This is a genomic window from Photobacterium proteolyticum, from assembly GCF_001939735.1.
GTDB classification, from domain to species: domain Bacteria; phylum Pseudomonadota; class Gammaproteobacteria; order Enterobacterales; family Vibrionaceae; genus Photobacterium; species Photobacterium proteolyticum.
The window spans coordinates 306,499-320,564 of sequence record NZ_MJIL01000069.1; the positions used below are offsets into that span (position 1 = coordinate 306,499).

The 14,066-nt window shown below is 47.9% G+C and carries 13 protein-coding genes and 1 tRNA gene; 9 read left to right on the forward strand and 5 right to left on the reverse strand.

The genetic code is table 11. The annotated features are described in order from the left end of the window. Positions 1 to 117 precede the first annotated feature (117 nt). The 5 genes from accD (at position 118) to purF (ending at position 5,258) form a co-directional block, all read left to right on the forward strand. Positions 118 to 1,059, forward strand: a complete 942-nt coding sequence (gene accD, locus BIT28_RS12490) for an acetyl-CoA carboxylase, carboxyltransferase subunit beta (RefSeq protein WP_075764126.1) — start codon at positions 118 to 120, stop codon at positions 1,057 to 1,059. A 160-nt stretch (positions 1,060 to 1,219) separates the two neighbouring features. Next, positions 1,220 to 2,491, forward strand: coding sequence for a bifunctional tetrahydrofolate synthase/dihydrofolate synthase (gene folC, locus BIT28_RS12495; protein WP_075764128.1), 1,272 nt, complete (start codon positions 1,220 to 1,222; stop codon positions 2,489 to 2,491). A 2-nt stretch (positions 2,492 to 2,493) separates the two neighbouring features. Next, on the forward strand, positions 2,494 to 3,057 hold the full coding sequence (locus BIT28_RS12500; RefSeq protein WP_075764130.1) for an SPOR domain-containing protein: 564 nt from the start codon (positions 2,494 to 2,496) through the stop codon (positions 3,055 to 3,057). A 64-nt stretch (positions 3,058 to 3,121) separates the two neighbouring features. Continuing rightward, positions 3,122 to 3,613 (forward strand): CvpA family protein, encoded by a 492-nt coding sequence (locus BIT28_RS12505; RefSeq protein WP_075764229.1) that lies wholly within the window; start codon positions 3,122 to 3,124, stop codon positions 3,611 to 3,613. A gap of 127 nt (positions 3,614 to 3,740) precedes the next feature. Beyond that, positions 3,741 to 5,258 (forward strand): amidophosphoribosyltransferase, encoded by a 1,518-nt coding sequence (gene purF, locus BIT28_RS12510; protein ID WP_075764132.1) that lies wholly within the window; start codon positions 3,741 to 3,743, stop codon positions 5,256 to 5,258. 80 nt (positions 5,259 to 5,338) lie between these two features. Here the strand turns inward: purF and BIT28_RS12515 are convergent, their stop codons facing one another. Further along, positions 5,339 to 5,938 (reverse strand): Yip1 family protein, encoded by a 600-nt coding sequence (locus tag BIT28_RS12515; RefSeq protein ID WP_075764134.1) that lies wholly within the window; start codon positions 5,936 to 5,938, stop codon positions 5,339 to 5,341. A 276-nt stretch (positions 5,939 to 6,214) separates the two neighbouring features. Beyond that, on the reverse strand, positions 6,215 to 7,090 hold the full coding sequence (locus BIT28_RS12520; protein WP_075764231.1) for a LysR family transcriptional regulator: 876 nt from the start codon (positions 7,088 to 7,090) through the stop codon (positions 6,215 to 6,217). A 349-nt stretch (positions 7,091 to 7,439) separates the two neighbouring features. On the opposite strand from BIT28_RS12520, the gene BIT28_RS12525 reads away from it, so the two are divergent. Continuing rightward, positions 7,440 to 8,489 carry a response regulator gene (locus tag BIT28_RS12525; protein ID WP_075764136.1) on the forward strand — a complete coding sequence of 350 codons (1,050 nt, stop codon included), beginning with the start codon at positions 7,440 to 7,442 and terminating at the stop codon, positions 8,487 to 8,489. Between the two features lie 228 nt (positions 8,490 to 8,717). Here the strand turns inward: BIT28_RS12525 and BIT28_RS12530 are convergent, their stop codons facing one another. Further along, positions 8,718 to 10,109 (reverse strand): peptide MFS transporter, encoded by a 1,392-nt coding sequence (locus BIT28_RS12530; protein ID WP_075764138.1) that lies wholly within the window; start codon positions 10,107 to 10,109, stop codon positions 8,718 to 8,720. A gap of 412 nt (positions 10,110 to 10,521) precedes the next feature. On the opposite strand from BIT28_RS12530, the gene rfaH reads away from it, so the two are divergent. Together rfaH and galU are read left to right on the forward strand one after the other, a co-directional pair. Then, complete coding sequence (rfaH, locus tag BIT28_RS12535) at positions 10,522 to 11,019, forward strand: transcription/translation regulatory transformer protein RfaH (protein ID WP_075764140.1); 498 nt, start codon at positions 10,522 to 10,524, stop codon at positions 11,017 to 11,019. An 87-nt stretch (positions 11,020 to 11,106) separates the two neighbouring features. After that, positions 11,107 to 12,015, forward strand: coding sequence for a UTP--glucose-1-phosphate uridylyltransferase GalU (galU, locus tag BIT28_RS12540; RefSeq protein WP_075764142.1), 909 nt, complete (start codon positions 11,107 to 11,109; stop codon positions 12,013 to 12,015). A 115-nt stretch (positions 12,016 to 12,130) separates the two neighbouring features. Here the strand turns inward: galU and folD are convergent, their stop codons facing one another. Continuing rightward, on the reverse strand, positions 12,131 to 12,988 hold the full coding sequence (gene folD, locus BIT28_RS12545) for a bifunctional methylenetetrahydrofolate dehydrogenase/methenyltetrahydrofolate cyclohydrolase FolD (RefSeq protein WP_075764144.1): 858 nt from the start codon (positions 12,986 to 12,988) through the stop codon (positions 12,131 to 12,133). A 350-nt stretch (positions 12,989 to 13,338) separates the two neighbouring features. Here folD and BIT28_RS12550 point away from each other — a divergent pair. After that, positions 13,339 to 13,415: transfer RNA gene (locus tag BIT28_RS12550), tRNA-Arg, on the forward strand. Between the two features lie 89 nt (positions 13,416 to 13,504). Here the strand turns inward: BIT28_RS12550 and BIT28_RS29540 are convergent. Next, positions 13,505 to 13,669 carry a hypothetical protein gene (locus BIT28_RS29540; RefSeq protein WP_175577521.1) on the reverse strand — a complete coding sequence of 55 codons (165 nt, stop codon included), beginning with the start codon at positions 13,667 to 13,669 and terminating at the stop codon, positions 13,505 to 13,507. Positions 13,670 to 14,066 lie beyond the last annotated feature (397 nt).

Genomic DNA, 14,066 nt, shown 5'->3' on the forward strand with positions numbered 1-14,066 from the left:
ACAACCAGTTTTTTATCTACAGATCGACAACTTTGTGCTTTAATTCCACCTCGGTAAATTAACGAATTTATAATTCTCTGCTATATAGCCGGGAAATAAGAAGATGAAAGGTCATTCATGAGCTGGCTTGAAAAGATCAAAAGCAACATTGTTTCTTCTCGAAAAGCGTCCATCCCTGAAGGCGTATGGACCAAATGTACATCATGTGAACAAGTGCTTTATCACGCAGACCTGGAACGTAGCTTAGAAGTTTGTCCTAAGTGTGATCATCATATGCGTATGAAGGCGCGTCGTCGCCTTGAAACTTTCCTTGATACGGAAGGTCAGGTTGAAATCGCTGCAGAGATGGAGCCACAGGATAAGCTGAAGTTCCGCGATTCGAAAAAGTATAAAGATCGCCTTTCTGCGGCGCAAAAAAACAGTGGTGAGAAAGACGCACTGGTTGTGATGAAAGGTACGTTATTGGAGCAACCTCTGGTCGCGTGTGCTTTTGAGTTCTCCTTTATGGGCGGCTCAATGGGCTCCGTAGTCGGTGCCAAGTTTGTACAAGCTGTCGATGAGGCAATCGCCAATAACTGCGCACTGGTTTGTTTCTCTGCCAGTGGCGGTGCCCGTATGCAGGAAGCGCTGATGTCTCTGATGCAGATGGCGAAAACCAGTGCAGCACTGGAGCGCTTGTCTGACAAAGGCTTGCCGTTTATCTCTGTATTGACCGATCCGACCATGGGCGGTGTATCAGCAAGTTTGGCAATGCTGGGCGATATCAACATTGGTGAGCCGAAAGCCTTGATTGGTTTTGCCGGCCAGCGTGTTATTGAGCAAACAGTTCGTGAGAAGCTTCCTGAAGGCTTCCAGCGCAGTGAGTTCCTGCTTGAGCACGGTGCGATTGATATGATTGTCGATCGTCGAGAAATGCGCCAACGTATTGGTGGTATTGTCGCGAAGCTGACTCATTCAACGTCGCCGATGGTGGTGCCGGTTGTTCCGCCTGCGGCTGTTGCCGAGGACGTTCAGGCTGACGATACAGAGTCAAAAGAAGCAGATAACGAGAAAGAATAACGTTTTCTGCCATTGAACCGGGTTTGGTTGATAGTTGAAGCTATCAGTAAAGTGCACAAGTGATGTGTTGAGCGAATTTATTCCTCTCTTTACATGAATTCAAACTCGGTTCAGTGTTAAATTAGTACCTATCATAGGTATTAATTTAGAACGATAACAAATGTCCGGACTGACAGCACCACTAGCCACCGCTCCATTAGCCGATTGGCTGACTTATTTAGAAAACCTCCACACCAGTGCCATTGATCTTGGATTAGATCGCGCCTCACGTGTCGCTCAGCGCGGCCAGTTAACGAAACCCGCACCGCATGTTATTACTGTTGCCGGCACTAACGGCAAGGGCTCTACCTGTGCAATTCTGGAAGCTATTTTGCTTGACGCCGGATACAAGGTCGGTGTCTACAGTTCCCCTCACCTTGTTCGGTATAACGAGCGTGTCCGTATCAACGGCGCCGAGCTGGCCGATGATGAACATAGCAGGGCATTTGCAGCCATTGAGATGTACCGGCAGGACGTAAGCTTGAGCCTGTTCGAGTTCGGCACGCTGGCTGCTCTGGAGCTTTTTAAACGCCATCAGGTTGAAGTGGTTATTCTGGAGGTGGGATTGGGCGGACGCCTTGATGCCACCAATATTGTTGATCATGATGTATCGGTTATTACCAGTCTGGCCGTTGATCATGTCGACTGGCTGGGTGACGATATTGAAGTGATCGGCTATGAGAAAGCGGGCATATTCAGATCACAGAAGCCTGCAATATGTGGTCAGCCTAATCCTCCGGCAACCGTTCCTGCTCATGCTGATGACATTGGGGCCAAGCTTTATCAGGTTGGTTATCAGTTTGATTACAAGCAGTCTGAGAATAGCTGGAGCTGGCATTGCGGGGCATTTGATCTTAATGACTTACCTTTGCCGTCTCTTCCTCTGCCCAATGCGGCAACGGCACTGATGGCCTTGGGCGCTGCCGAGCTGGATATCAGTGATGAGAATATCGCCAATGGTCTGGCAAAGGCGTCGCTGCCTGGTCGAATGGAGCGTGTATCCGACTCACCGCTCGTTATTATGGATGTGGCACATAATCCCCACTCAGCACAGTACTTTGCCCAGCAGTTGGCTTTAGTTAAGCAGCGCGAAAACAAAGGCCGCATTCATGCTGTTGTAGCCATGCTGCACGATAAGGATATAGCAGCAACGGTGGCAGAGATGCATGATGTCGTCGATGTGTGGTACCCAGCGTCGCTTGAAGGGCCAAGGGCGGCGACTGCCGATGAAATTATTGCGCACTTGCCGGGTGATAGTCAGCCTTACCCAACGCCGGAACAAGCTTATGACACAGCGCTGACAGAGGCCGGCGACGAGGATATGGTAATCGTATTTGGCTCGTTTTACACTGTCGGTCAGATTTCCAGTCACTTAGCATCAACCCAGGAGTAGACGTGGCAAGTAAATTCCAAAGCCGCTTGGTCGGTACCATTATTTTGGTGGCGATCGGTGTTATTTTTCTGCCTGACTTGTTTGATGGCAAGAAGCAGCATTACCAAGAACAGTTTGCCAGTATTCCGCTTCAGCCTGAAATTGGCGAGGAAGGGGAGTTTGAAGTGATCCCCGAGCCCGAGTTTGCCGAGGTCGATTTGCCGCCGGAGCCTGTGACCGTCGTGATTGATGAGCCGGAGGCGAGCAATACTGTCTCGGAGCGTGGCACGGTCAAGGTCGAACCTGCCCCAGTCACACAGCCAAAGGTTGGTAACCGAGATAGCGGCTGGGTTGTACAACTTGGTGTATTTCGCAATTTTGACAACGCTAACCAACTGGTCAGCAAGCTACGTGATGCCGGTTATCAGGCACATGTTTTTCCCAAGCAGCCTCAGCAAGGTGATCTGGCGCGAGTTGTTGTTGGTCCGGATGTGTCAAAATCCAAGCTTTCTACCCAGCTCAAAGAATTGGAAAAATTAACCGGTCTAAAGGGCCGATTGCTCAGATTTAACCCACTAAACCCTTAGGTAAACGTTTGCGTTCTCATTTTTTCTGTTAGAATACGCACCAACAAGATGAATATAACAAATGATGATCTGGATTGATTACGTAATTTTAGGCGTAATAGGCTTCTCTGCACTGGTCAGTTTGATCCGTGGTTTTGTTAAGGAAGCCTTGTCACTGGTAATTTGGTTCGCTGCCTTTTTCATCGCCAGTAACTTTTATACCGAGCTGGCAGCGTACTTTACGAATATACAGGATGAGATGCTACGTAACGGTAGTGCCATCGCAGCATTGTTCATTGCGACGCTGATTGTCGGTGCGGTCGTGAACTATGTAATAGGACAGTTAGTACAGAAAACGGGCCTGTCTGGGACAGATCGGGTTCTGGGAATTGTCTTTGGCGGAGTGAGGGGAGTACTGATTGTCTCTGCCCTGCTGTTCTTTATCGATGCGTTTACAGGGTTTGCAAGTGCCGACTGGTGGAAAGAGTCGCAGTTGATCCCGCAGTTCGGCGTCGTGATTGAATGGTTCTTCACTTACCTCAAAGACACATCAAGCTTTTTGCCCGGTGCACTGTAGCATCGGTATTTAGACAGTTTGTTTATTCATTGATTGTTACCAGGGGCGGCAGATACCGCCCCTGCTGATAAGCGTGATTTGGGTAGGCTGTTATAATTGCACTTAATGCGTGACGAGGAATTAGGACATGTGTGGTATTGTCGGAATCGTGGGTTCAACCCCGGTAAACCAGTCTATCTATGATGCACTGACCGTGCTACAACATCGCGGCCAGGATGCCGCCGGTATTGTTACCCTGGAAAGCAATCGTTTCCGTCTGCGAAAAGCAAATGGTCTGGTACGTGATGTGTTTGAAGCGAGGCATATGCAGCGCCTTCAGGGCAATGTAGGTATCGGTCATGTCCGTTATCCGACGGCAGGAAGCTCAAGTGCCTCGGAAGCACAGCCGTTTTACGTCAACTCACCTTATGGTATTTCACTGGCGCATAACGGTAACCTCACTAATGCAGCCGAAATCAGGGAGACGTTGTTCGAGCAGGCTAGGCGTCATGTCAATACGACCTCTGATTCGGAAATTCTTCTTAATGTCCTCGCCAATCAACTCGAACATGCTCAGTCCTACCCAATAAACCCAACAGATATTTTCAAAGCCGTTCGCGAAGTCCACCGAATCGTCAAGGGTGCATATGCGGTTGTTGCTATGGTGATCGGACACGGTATTATTGCATTTCGTGATCCGCACGGTATTCGTCCGCTATGTATGGGCAAGCGTGAAGTCGACGGCAAAACGGAATACATGGTTGCCTCGGAGTCAGTGGCTCTCGATGCAGTAGGTTTTGACTTTGTCCGCGATGTGGCACCAGGCGAAGCTGTTTATATTTCCTTTGACGGTGAGCTCTTCACCGAGCAATGTGCTGACAACCCGACACTAAACCCGTGTGTCTTCGAGTTTGTATACTTTGCCCGCCCTGACTCCTTTATCGATAAGGTGTCAGTGTATGGTGCCCGTGTTCGGATGGGCACCAAGCTTGGTGAGAAGATTAAGCGGGAATGGGATGATTTGGACATTGATGTCGTGATCCCAATACCGGAAACTTCATGCGACAGTGCGCTCGAAATTGCTCGCAGTCTTGATTTGCCTTACCGTCAGGGGTTTGTGAAGAACCGTTATGTTGGCCGGACTTTCATCATGCCGGGGCAGCAAATGCGTCGTAAGTCAGTTCGCCGCAAGCTCAATGCGATCCGTTCTGAGTTTAAAGATAAAAGCGTGCTGCTGGTGGATGATTCTATTGTCCGTGGTACGACTTCCGAGCAAATTATCGAGATGGCCCGTGAAGCGGGTGCTCGTAAAGTGTATCTGGCGTCAGCAGCGCCGGAAGTACGATTCCCGAATGTTTATGGTATTGACATGCCAAGTGCCAACGAGCTGATCGCTCACGGTCGCGAAGTGGATGAAATCTGCAAGATGATTGGTGCTGATGGCCTGATTTTCCAGGATCTTGACGATCTGGTGTCAGCGGTTCTGGAAGGAAATCCGGATATCCCGCAGTTTGAAGCCTCGGTATTCAGCGGTAGCTATGTGACTGGTGATGTCAATCAGGAGTACCTTGAATATCTGGAGTCGTTGCGTAGCGAAGATTCCAAGACTCAGCGTACTATTCAGCAGGATTTGGCAAACCTGGAATTGCATAACGAGGGTGTGTAGTCCTTCTATTAGCTCCTCCCTCTTTTAAAGGGGGAGGTTGGGAGGGGGTTAATTCCACCCCCTCACTCGTCTCTATCCGCTTAATGGCTAAACTGAGGTCCCAGTCCGAGATTCCAGAGAATGACTGAGCCGGCAATAATCGATACCAGTAGCACCAGGCCACAGGTCACAATGGAGCTGGAATAGATAAAACCGCGCTCTTCAGGAATATGCATCAGAATTGGAACGCCGGTATAAAGCAGATACACCGAGTAGGCGATCCCGATTAGGCCAGCAATCATCAGGAACCAGACCTGAGGGTAAATAGCTGCAATACTGACCATGAACAGCGGCGTTGCCGTATAGGCGGCAAGTTCAAGTGCCTGGGTATAGGTCGGCGTCGAACCGAATGTATGGCTCATCCAATAAGTGAGGTAGGCGAGAGCAAAGACACCGGCAATGAGTGCAAAATACATGGCAACAGACATGCCTAATGCACTGGATTGGGTGAGGAAGATTGGTTCACCGACGCCAATTCGCCAGCCGATGAAGACACTGGAGATAAAGGCAAAGGTCGGTGGCAGCAACGCGATCAGCAAGATATGAGAAAGGCTGCTTTGGAACCCTTCATGTTCCTTGTCAATGGTACGCCATTCTTGTTTCGGGTGTGTATACAGCCCAAATAAATGTCCCAGAATCATAACGTTTCCCCGTTATCTTGTGCGAGATTTTGCACGATAAGATTAATGGTTCAAAGAACACTTTCCCCAAATCACGATTGTGCTCTTAGTCCTTACTGAACAGGACAATTAGGAGTCCTTTGTATCAAGTGTCATTGGCTCCTACGCCTCGAAAAAGGGCAGCCAATTGCTCTGTTCAGTCTATTAACGTTTAGTCGGGGTTATCAGGGTTGGCAAGAAATTGGTACTCACCAGCCGGACATTCCGGCTGGAGGTGGAAGAACTATCAGGTAGGGGTTAAAGCTTGAAGTATTCGCTCGCGAATTCAATGAACAGACGCTGTTTTTCTGGCTGGTAATCGCGGTGGTTATAGAGAAGGTAGACTTCCCGTGGGTTGGCCGACCAGTTTTCAAGAATACGGACCAGCTCACCCGAGGCGATATATTTTTCCAGCATCACATCCGGCATCAGTGTGATACCAAGGCCGCTTGCACACGCTTTGCGCACAACATTAAGTTGGTTGGCTTCAAAACGTCCCCGTTCATTTACCGTGACGGTCTCGCCGTTACTGTCGGTCAGGCGCCAGCGAAGCAATGGCTTGCCTTTGAGCAGGGAATGCTGATGGAGATCCTGGGCATGCTTGGGTTCGGCGTTATTTCTCAGATAATCTGGGCTGGCGACCAGGATATCTTTGACCGAATTGATGCGCCGGGCAATCAGTGTTGAGTCGCGCTGCGGGCCGACTCGAAAAATAACATCCCAATCTGTCGGATCAAGCTGCTCCGGCTCGCTGCTCATATGCAGTTCAATACTGATTGCCGGGTGATCCTGCATAAACGCATTCAGCATTGGTTGCAGCATCACTTTGGTCAGGTTTGACGGAGCGGCAATTTTCAGCTTGCCAGCCGCTCCCTTGCACTCTTCGCTAATGTGCTCGGTAGTATCGACCAACTGTTGCAGCAGAGGGCTACAATCATCATAGAATTTCTGACCGGCCTCTGTCAGTGAAAGTTTTCGCGCGTGACGGTTTAACAGGCGAATGCTTAGGCACTCTTCCAGGGCTTGGATCCGTCGTGTTAATGTGGCAACTGGAACCTGAGTTTTACGGGAGGCGGCAGTATAGCTGCCGTGTTCAACAACCATACGAAACAAATTTAAATCGTCAAGCTTCATAGTCATACAATCACTGAAAACTAATAATCGGAGAATGGTATAACAAATTGTGCTATGAGGTGTCACTATCGTAACAAGTTTTGCTGTAAATCAATATCAACATGGTTCTACCTACTAAAAAGGGCGATGTTTATGCCTTGAAAAGGTTAATTTTTGAAGTAGGTTGCATAATCCAATAATTTACGGGCTGAAATCTGCGATAGTTATGACGGAATATTAATTCCGGCCTATGCTTTTGATAGATTGGTTAGCAATTCGAGTTTTCATGCACACGCATTCAGATAAAGCCGCATGTCGTCCTGAGCATACTCAGGGAAAAGATAATCATCATTCATGGAGGGCACAACCTTTGCTTGAGGATAAAGATGTTCTCGTGGTTGAAGATGATCCTGTTTTTCGCAGAATGATCACTGGTTTCCTCGAGAGCCAGGGCTGTAAAGTGCGTGAAGCTGAAGACGGGCTGGCAGGGTTACAAGCGCTAAGAGACGGCATCCCTGATGTGCTGCTTTGTGACTTGGCAATGCCGGTATTGACCGGGATGGAGTTTGTCGAAGAGATTTCCGTACAGTATCCGATGGTGCCGATTATTGTTATTTCTGGCACTGGTGATATGGCAGATGTTGCTACGGCGCTTCGCCATGGGGTTAAGGATTTTCTGATCAAGCCGCTGGATAACATCATGGTGCTGAAGTCAGCCATGTTGTCAGTTCTGAAGTCTCAAGATTCCGTGACGGAAAACCGAGATTTTTCTAGTCAGTGGTTTGGGATCGGAGGCGATGAGAGCTGTGTCGATGAGGAGCTGGAATGGCATATTGAAGAACTCAAGGCCAACCCGAGGGCTGCTCGCGAGTTGTTACTGGGTCTGATGCCGGAGACAGAGTCCAAGCAGGGTGACTGGCAGTTGAATTATTGTGTTCTGCAGTCGACCGATGTCCAGCCTGTGCTACTGGATTATACCTGGCTCATGGACGGGCGTTTGGCCTTCTACCTGGTCGACTCGTCGACAGATAACGACAATGGCACCGCGACCACCTTGCTTATTAGGGCCTTCTTTAATGATTTCCTACGTACTCGGATGGCCGATGAGCATGATATTCGAAGCTTGATTCAATTGATTGAAAAAGGGATGAAACATTCGGGTTATGCCGCGCCGATCAAAGCTTTATTTGGTATTTTTGATGCCTGCGACAAGAGCTTGTCTGTCACATCGACAGGCTTGGCTGCAATGTTGCAAACCAGTGAAGGTAATAAAGAGCTGGTTGCTCAGCCCTGGCTTGGTAAAAATGCCTACCAAAATGACACCATCCATTTGCCGCTTTCCGAATCCGGAGGTCGACTATCTCTCAGTGAAATTGGCTCGGCCAGTTTCAGCCTTACTTTAAAGCGGTGCGGGTTTTAAGTGCGGGCTCTGGTTCCTGGGAAGAAAAGTGCCGAGGAAGAGCTTGATACTTCCTGTGGGCTTTTGAACATTTCAGAACCTAGAACCTAGAACCTAGAACCTAGAACCTAGAACCTAGAACCTAGAACCTAGAACCTAGAACCTAAAAACAAAAAAGCGAGAGCCAATGGCTCTCGCTTTTGCATTGTATGCTTTTACCTAGGAACTAGGATCTAGTCCCCTATACTTTTATGCTTCAACAGGTTTCGCGTCTGTCGCTTCTTCTTCGACAACTTTACCTTCTGCACCGTGCATCCAGCGGATAAGCTGATTTGAGCAAAGTAGTAGCAGTACACCGGCAATTGTTGCTGCAATTGCAATACCGCTGAAGATTGCCATTGGACCTGCTTCACCCACTTGTGAACCGATGATACCGGCTACATAGTTAGCAATTGCGTTAAAGCCGAACCATGCACCCATCATCAAAGATGCAAGGCGTAGCGGGGCAAGTTTGGTTACCATTGACAGGCCGATTGGTGATAGGCAAAGCTCACCCAGTGTGTGGAAGAAGTATGCACCTACTAGCCACATCATTGATGTCTTAACAGTAAGATCGCCACCTTGCTGCATAACCGCACCGATCATGCATAGGAAACCTACCGCAAGGAAGAAAAGACCCATCGCAAATTTAATTGGTGAGCTTGGCTCTTTAGGGCCCATTTTCACCCAGATAGAAGCGATGATCGGAGCAAGCGTGATTACAAAGAACGGGTTCAGAGACTGGAACCATGCTGCTGGTACTTCAAAGCTACCAATCATACGGTCAGTATATTGCTGAGAGAAGATGTTCATCAGACCACCGGCTTGTTCGAAGCCAGCCCAGAAAATAACCACGAACAGACCCATGATCATGATAACTTTCATGCGATCGCGTTCTTGCTTGGTTAGCGGCTCTTGTTTACCGGATTTGTTCATCGCGGCGGCACGCTTGGCTGCAGGTTCTTTACCGATATTGCCCAATAGACGTTCAGCAAACACCATCTGAGTAACTAGGCTGATAACCATACCGATACCGGCAGTCAGGAAGCCTGCCTTCCAGCCGTAAGCCGCTGATGCAGCACCTGCAATAATACCCGCAAGTAGTGAACCAAGGTTGATACCCATGTAGAAGATAGTGAAAGCGCCGTCACGACGGTTATCACCATCTTCGTACAAGTCACCTACCATGGTTGAAATGTTCGGCTTGAACATACCGTTACCAATGATCAGCAGGCCCAGACCCAGGTAGAAAGCAGTAACTGAGTGCGGGTCGACCATGCTATTTGGTAGTGCCAGGGTGAACTGGCCGAGAGCCATCAGGACACCACCAATAATGATTGAGCGGCGCTGACCTAGGAAGTTATCGGCAATCCATCCACCAATTAGAGGAGTGATGTAGACGAGACCGGTGTAGATGCCATAGAGGTTGAGTGCGTCTTGAGTCGACCAGCCAAGGCCGCCGTTGATGGTTTTATCTGTCAGATAAAGCACCAAAATCGCGCGCATGGCATAGTAAGAAAATCGTTCCCAAAGTTCTGTACCAAACAGTAGAAACAAACCTTTAGGGTGGCCAAGCAATGTACCACTTCTCAGATTGCTCATAATTATTCTCTGTGTTGAGTTGTATGTGTGATTGCAAATTCGGCTCTTTTTATAAAGCACAAACTTTTAAACTGCAAATTTTCACATTTGCAGAACAAATGAAAAACAATGTAAACCTTTGATTTGTAAGTGGTTGCATATCATTTGGTCAAAAATGAAATCTCAGATTTACATGGCTCGTTTGGTGTATAATTCTGGTTTTTCTGTTTGGTGTGGATGTATATTTTGTTTTTTGTTTTTAAGTTGGTGCTTTGTGTTGCATTTTTGTGTTTTTAATGGTTGTTACAATTGTGGCGGGTGTTTGGAGAGAATCTGATGTGATATCAACCACTTTGGAATAAGTTGTTCTTTGTTTATCAGTACTTATAATTTAGGGAGTGTTTCAGTTGGCGTGAATTAGGCTAAGAAAATTATGAAAGATTGGTACCTCCTATATTGTAAGCGCAGCGAGCAGGAGCGCGCAGTGATCAATCTTGATCGCCAAGGTGTTGAGTGTTACTACCCTCAGGTGACAGTGCAAAAAATTGTCAGGGGCAAGCGAACGGAATGTTCCGAACCCCTGTTTCCGGGTTATATGTTTGTTTATTTCGACCCGGAAGAGATCAGCTATACCACCATCCGCTCAACACGCGGAGTGGCTAGCTTTATTCGCCAGGGTGCCAAGCCCCAAACTGTTCAGCCGGACCTGATCTACGGCTTGATGATGAACGAAGACAGTGAAGAGCATCAGGTGAAACTGTCAAGCTTCCCTCAACCAGGTGAAAGCCTGAAGTTGACTCAGGGGCAGTTCAAGGGTATTGAAGCGATTTACCAGGAGCCTGATGGCGAGAAACGTTCATTTATGCTGATTAACCTGCTGGGTAAGCCGGTGAAAGTTAGTGTTCAAAATGAAGATATTGTGAAGAAATAATTGGCAGTGTTCACTGCCAGAGACGGTGTCGATAGTTTAACCACAGTTTGTTATAGTTTGCCCGATTATTGATTAATGGAATTAAGAATGTCTAATACTTCCCCTGTTCGTAAGGCGGTGATCCCTGTCGCCGGTCTCGGTACGCGTATGTTGCCTGCAACTAAGGCGATCCCCAAAGAGATGCTGCCAATCGTTGACAAGCCTCTGATCCAATATGTAGTGAATGAGTGTGTGGCGGCTGGTATCAAAGAGATTGTGCTGGTTACTCACTCATCGAAAAACTCGATTGAGAACCATTTTGATACCTCTTTCGAGCTGGAAGCAACGTTAGAAAAACGTGTTAAGCGTCAGTTGCTTGATGAAGTACAGAGCATTTGTCCTAAAGATGTCACGATTATGCATGTCCGTCAGGGACAGGCAAAAGGTCTGGGGCATGCAGTCCTTTGTGCCCATCCGCTGGTAGGAGACGAGCCGTTTGCCGTTGTTCTGCCTGATGTTATTTTGGATGATGCGGCCAGCGATCTGCGTAAGGAAAATATGGCTGCGATGGTAACGGCCTTTAATGAGACCGAGGTTAGCCAGGTCATGGTTGAACCTGTGCCAATGTCAGAGGTGTCGAGCTATGGTGTGGCTGATATCAATGGTTCTGAGCTGAACCCGGGTGAATCTGCGCCAATGACCAAGGTTGTTGAAAAGCCGGATCGGGAAGAAGCGCCGTCAAATCTGGCAATCGTCGGCCGCTATGTATTGCCGGCAGAGATTTGGGGACTGCTTGAAAGAACGCCTGTTGGTGCTGGTGATGAAATTCAGTTGACTGATGCCATTGACATGTTGATGGAAACCAAGCAAGTCAATGCTTTTCATATGTCGGGGAAGAGCCACGATTGCGGAAGCAAGCTAGGCTACATGCAGGCGTTTGTTGAGTATGGTATTCGCCACGGGACCCTTGGCGAAGATTTTAAAGCCTACCTGAAAGACGTGGTAAAAACGCTATAAGTAGCGAGTTTCAGGAAAAACCGGCTCTAGACTCAAAAAAGCGAGAGGTGTAAATCTCTCGCTTTTCTTTATATTCGACTTACGTACTTTGGTACTGCCTTTAGATCCTAGCCCCTTAGTCCGAATGATACTGCTCACAGGCGAGCAGGGTGTTTTCTATTAACGTAGCGACTGTCATTGGTCCGACTCCCCCCGGTACCGGAGTAATGTGGCGAGCTTTCTCACGGGCGATATCGTATTCAACATCACCGACTAGCTTGCCGCTGTCTAATCGGTTGATACCGACATCCATAATGGTAGCGCCTTCTTTGATCCACTCGCCCGGAATGAAGTTAGGTTTGCCGACGGCAATAATCAGGATATCGGCCTGACGAACATGCTGCTCCAAGTTTTTGGTAAAGCGGTGGCAGGTTGTTGTTGTGGCGCCTGCAAGCAGCAGCTCAAGTGTCATCGGACGGCCGACAATGTTGGATGCTCCGACAATAACGGCGTGCTTACCTCGAACGGCGATGTTATAGCGTTCAAGCAGTGTCATTACGCCTTTGGGGGTGCAGGAGCGGAGCTTAGGAATACGCTGACACAGGCGGCCGACATTATACGGGTGGAAGCCATCGACATCTTTCTCCGGATCGATTTGCTCAATGACCTTGGTGGTATCTATACCGGCAGGTAAAGGCAACTGAACTAAGATGCCGTCGATTTCTTTATCATTATTGAGTTCATCGATCAGAGCCAGCAGCTCAGTCTCGGAGGTTGCAGCCGGCAGGTCAAATGACTTAGAAATAAAGCCGACTTCATCACAGGCTTTACGCTTGCTGCCGACATAAATTTGAGATGCCGGATCCTGTCCAACAAGCACAACGGCTAAACCTGGGGCACGCAAACCCGCATCCACTCGTGCTTTAACACGGGCAGCAACTTCTTGTCGAACGGTCTGGGAGATGAGTTTTCCATCAATAATTTGAGCGGCCATGATTATCCTTTGGGCTGTAGTTAACGGAGCTTTCACATTGTCGCAAAGAATGTGACCAAGATCCACAGCGCAAACGTTTGCTTTGTTCCTTTTTAGGCAATACAAATGCTTTTCTTTCACAAGATTATGGTTGAAGCAAAATCGACGGACTGGTGTGTGTAGATGATTAGGTTTGTTGCTGGCGACGCGTTGAGAGCTGCAAAAAAGGCAGTTAAGTACTGAAATTAATGCAAATTGTTGTTACTTTGAGCACTTGATAGGAAGGGGGGCTAAATTCGGAGAAAAAGCGTTGACGTGACTGTCAGGGGACGTATAATCCCGTCCCGTAACTTATCGTTACATATAATGATGCGCCCTTAGCTCAGTTGGATAGAGCACGTGCCTTCTAAGCATGTGGTCGCAGGTTCGAATCCTGCAGGGCGCGCCATTTCCTCTCTTTATTTATCTCCCTGTGTTCCGATTTAGTAAGTTCGCTCTTCGGCTGAGAGACTTTTACTGCGTATTACTGGTTTATCACTATCGGATAACTCGCCCGGAATTGTTACCGGTTTTTCCTGTACCGCCTTGGTGGTGTGCAGGTTGTCCACCAATTTCCTGAATCAATAGTGCTTGTAGTGCTGCCATTTCTCTTGGGTTTGATGGGTGCCAGGAAGCAATGACCTTCGCTTTATTCCTTTTCATATTGATATCCTTGTAGTCGAGCAATATATCCTTGCCTGTTAGTGCTAACTCAAATGATATCTCTGATGGTTTGCACCTAGTGTGCTCATTGTTGCTTATTTAGAATCTTTTTGATCGTTTCATTTGAAGGAGCCAGTTAGTAGTGCTCCAGTCTGAACATAAAATCGGCATTCATGAGGCATTTGGCGCTGATATTCCAATTCTTTGTCAAAAAAACAGAAAAGGTAGGGAGATTTTTACAGTTTCTCCTTGAAAATGGATTTTTTGCCCCTATCTTGTGTGAAAGGTTTGATTGCGGTTGGGCTGACTCGTCTCGACGACAGCGCTTCAGCTCGCTATAATACCGCGTTTTAATTTCTGGCTTCGTGGCTTTAAGGCCAAATAGATACAGAAATTA

Bases quoted from the DNA above. Each gene is read 5' to 3' on its own strand.
- folD (WP_075764144.1), bottom strand. From the start codon at position 12,988: ATGGCCGCTCAAATTATTGATGGAAAACTCATCTCCCAGACCGTTCGA.
- accD (WP_075764126.1), top strand. From the start codon at position 118: ATGAGCTGGCTTGAAAAGATCAAAAGCAACATTGTTTCTTCTCGAAAA.
- folC (WP_075764128.1), top strand. From the start codon at position 1,220: ATGTCCGGACTGACAGCACCACTAGCCACCGCTCCATTAGCCGATTGG.
- BIT28_RS12520 (WP_075764231.1), bottom strand. From the start codon at position 7,090: ATGAAGCTTGACGATTTAAATTTGTTTCGTATGGTTGTTGAACACGGC.
- rfaH (WP_075764140.1), top strand. From the start codon at position 10,522: ATGAAAGATTGGTACCTCCTATATTGTAAGCGCAGCGAGCAGGAGCGC.
- BIT28_RS12505 (WP_075764229.1), top strand. From the start codon at position 3,122: ATGATCTGGATTGATTACGTAATTTTAGGCGTAATAGGCTTCTCTGCA.
- BIT28_RS29540 (WP_175577521.1), bottom strand. From the start codon at position 13,669: ATGAAAAGGAATAAAGCGAAGGTCATTGCTTCCTGGCACCCATCAAAC.
- purF (WP_075764132.1), top strand. From the start codon at position 3,741: ATGTGTGGTATTGTCGGAATCGTGGGTTCAACCCCGGTAAACCAGTCT.
- galU (WP_075764142.1), top strand. From the start codon at position 11,107: ATGTCTAATACTTCCCCTGTTCGTAAGGCGGTGATCCCTGTCGCCGGT.
- BIT28_RS12515 (WP_075764134.1), bottom strand. From the start codon at position 5,938: ATGATTCTGGGACATTTATTTGGGCTGTATACACACCCGAAACAAGAA.
- BIT28_RS12530 (WP_075764138.1), bottom strand. From the start codon at position 10,109: ATGAGCAATCTGAGAAGTGGTACATTGCTTGGCCACCCTAAAGGTTTG.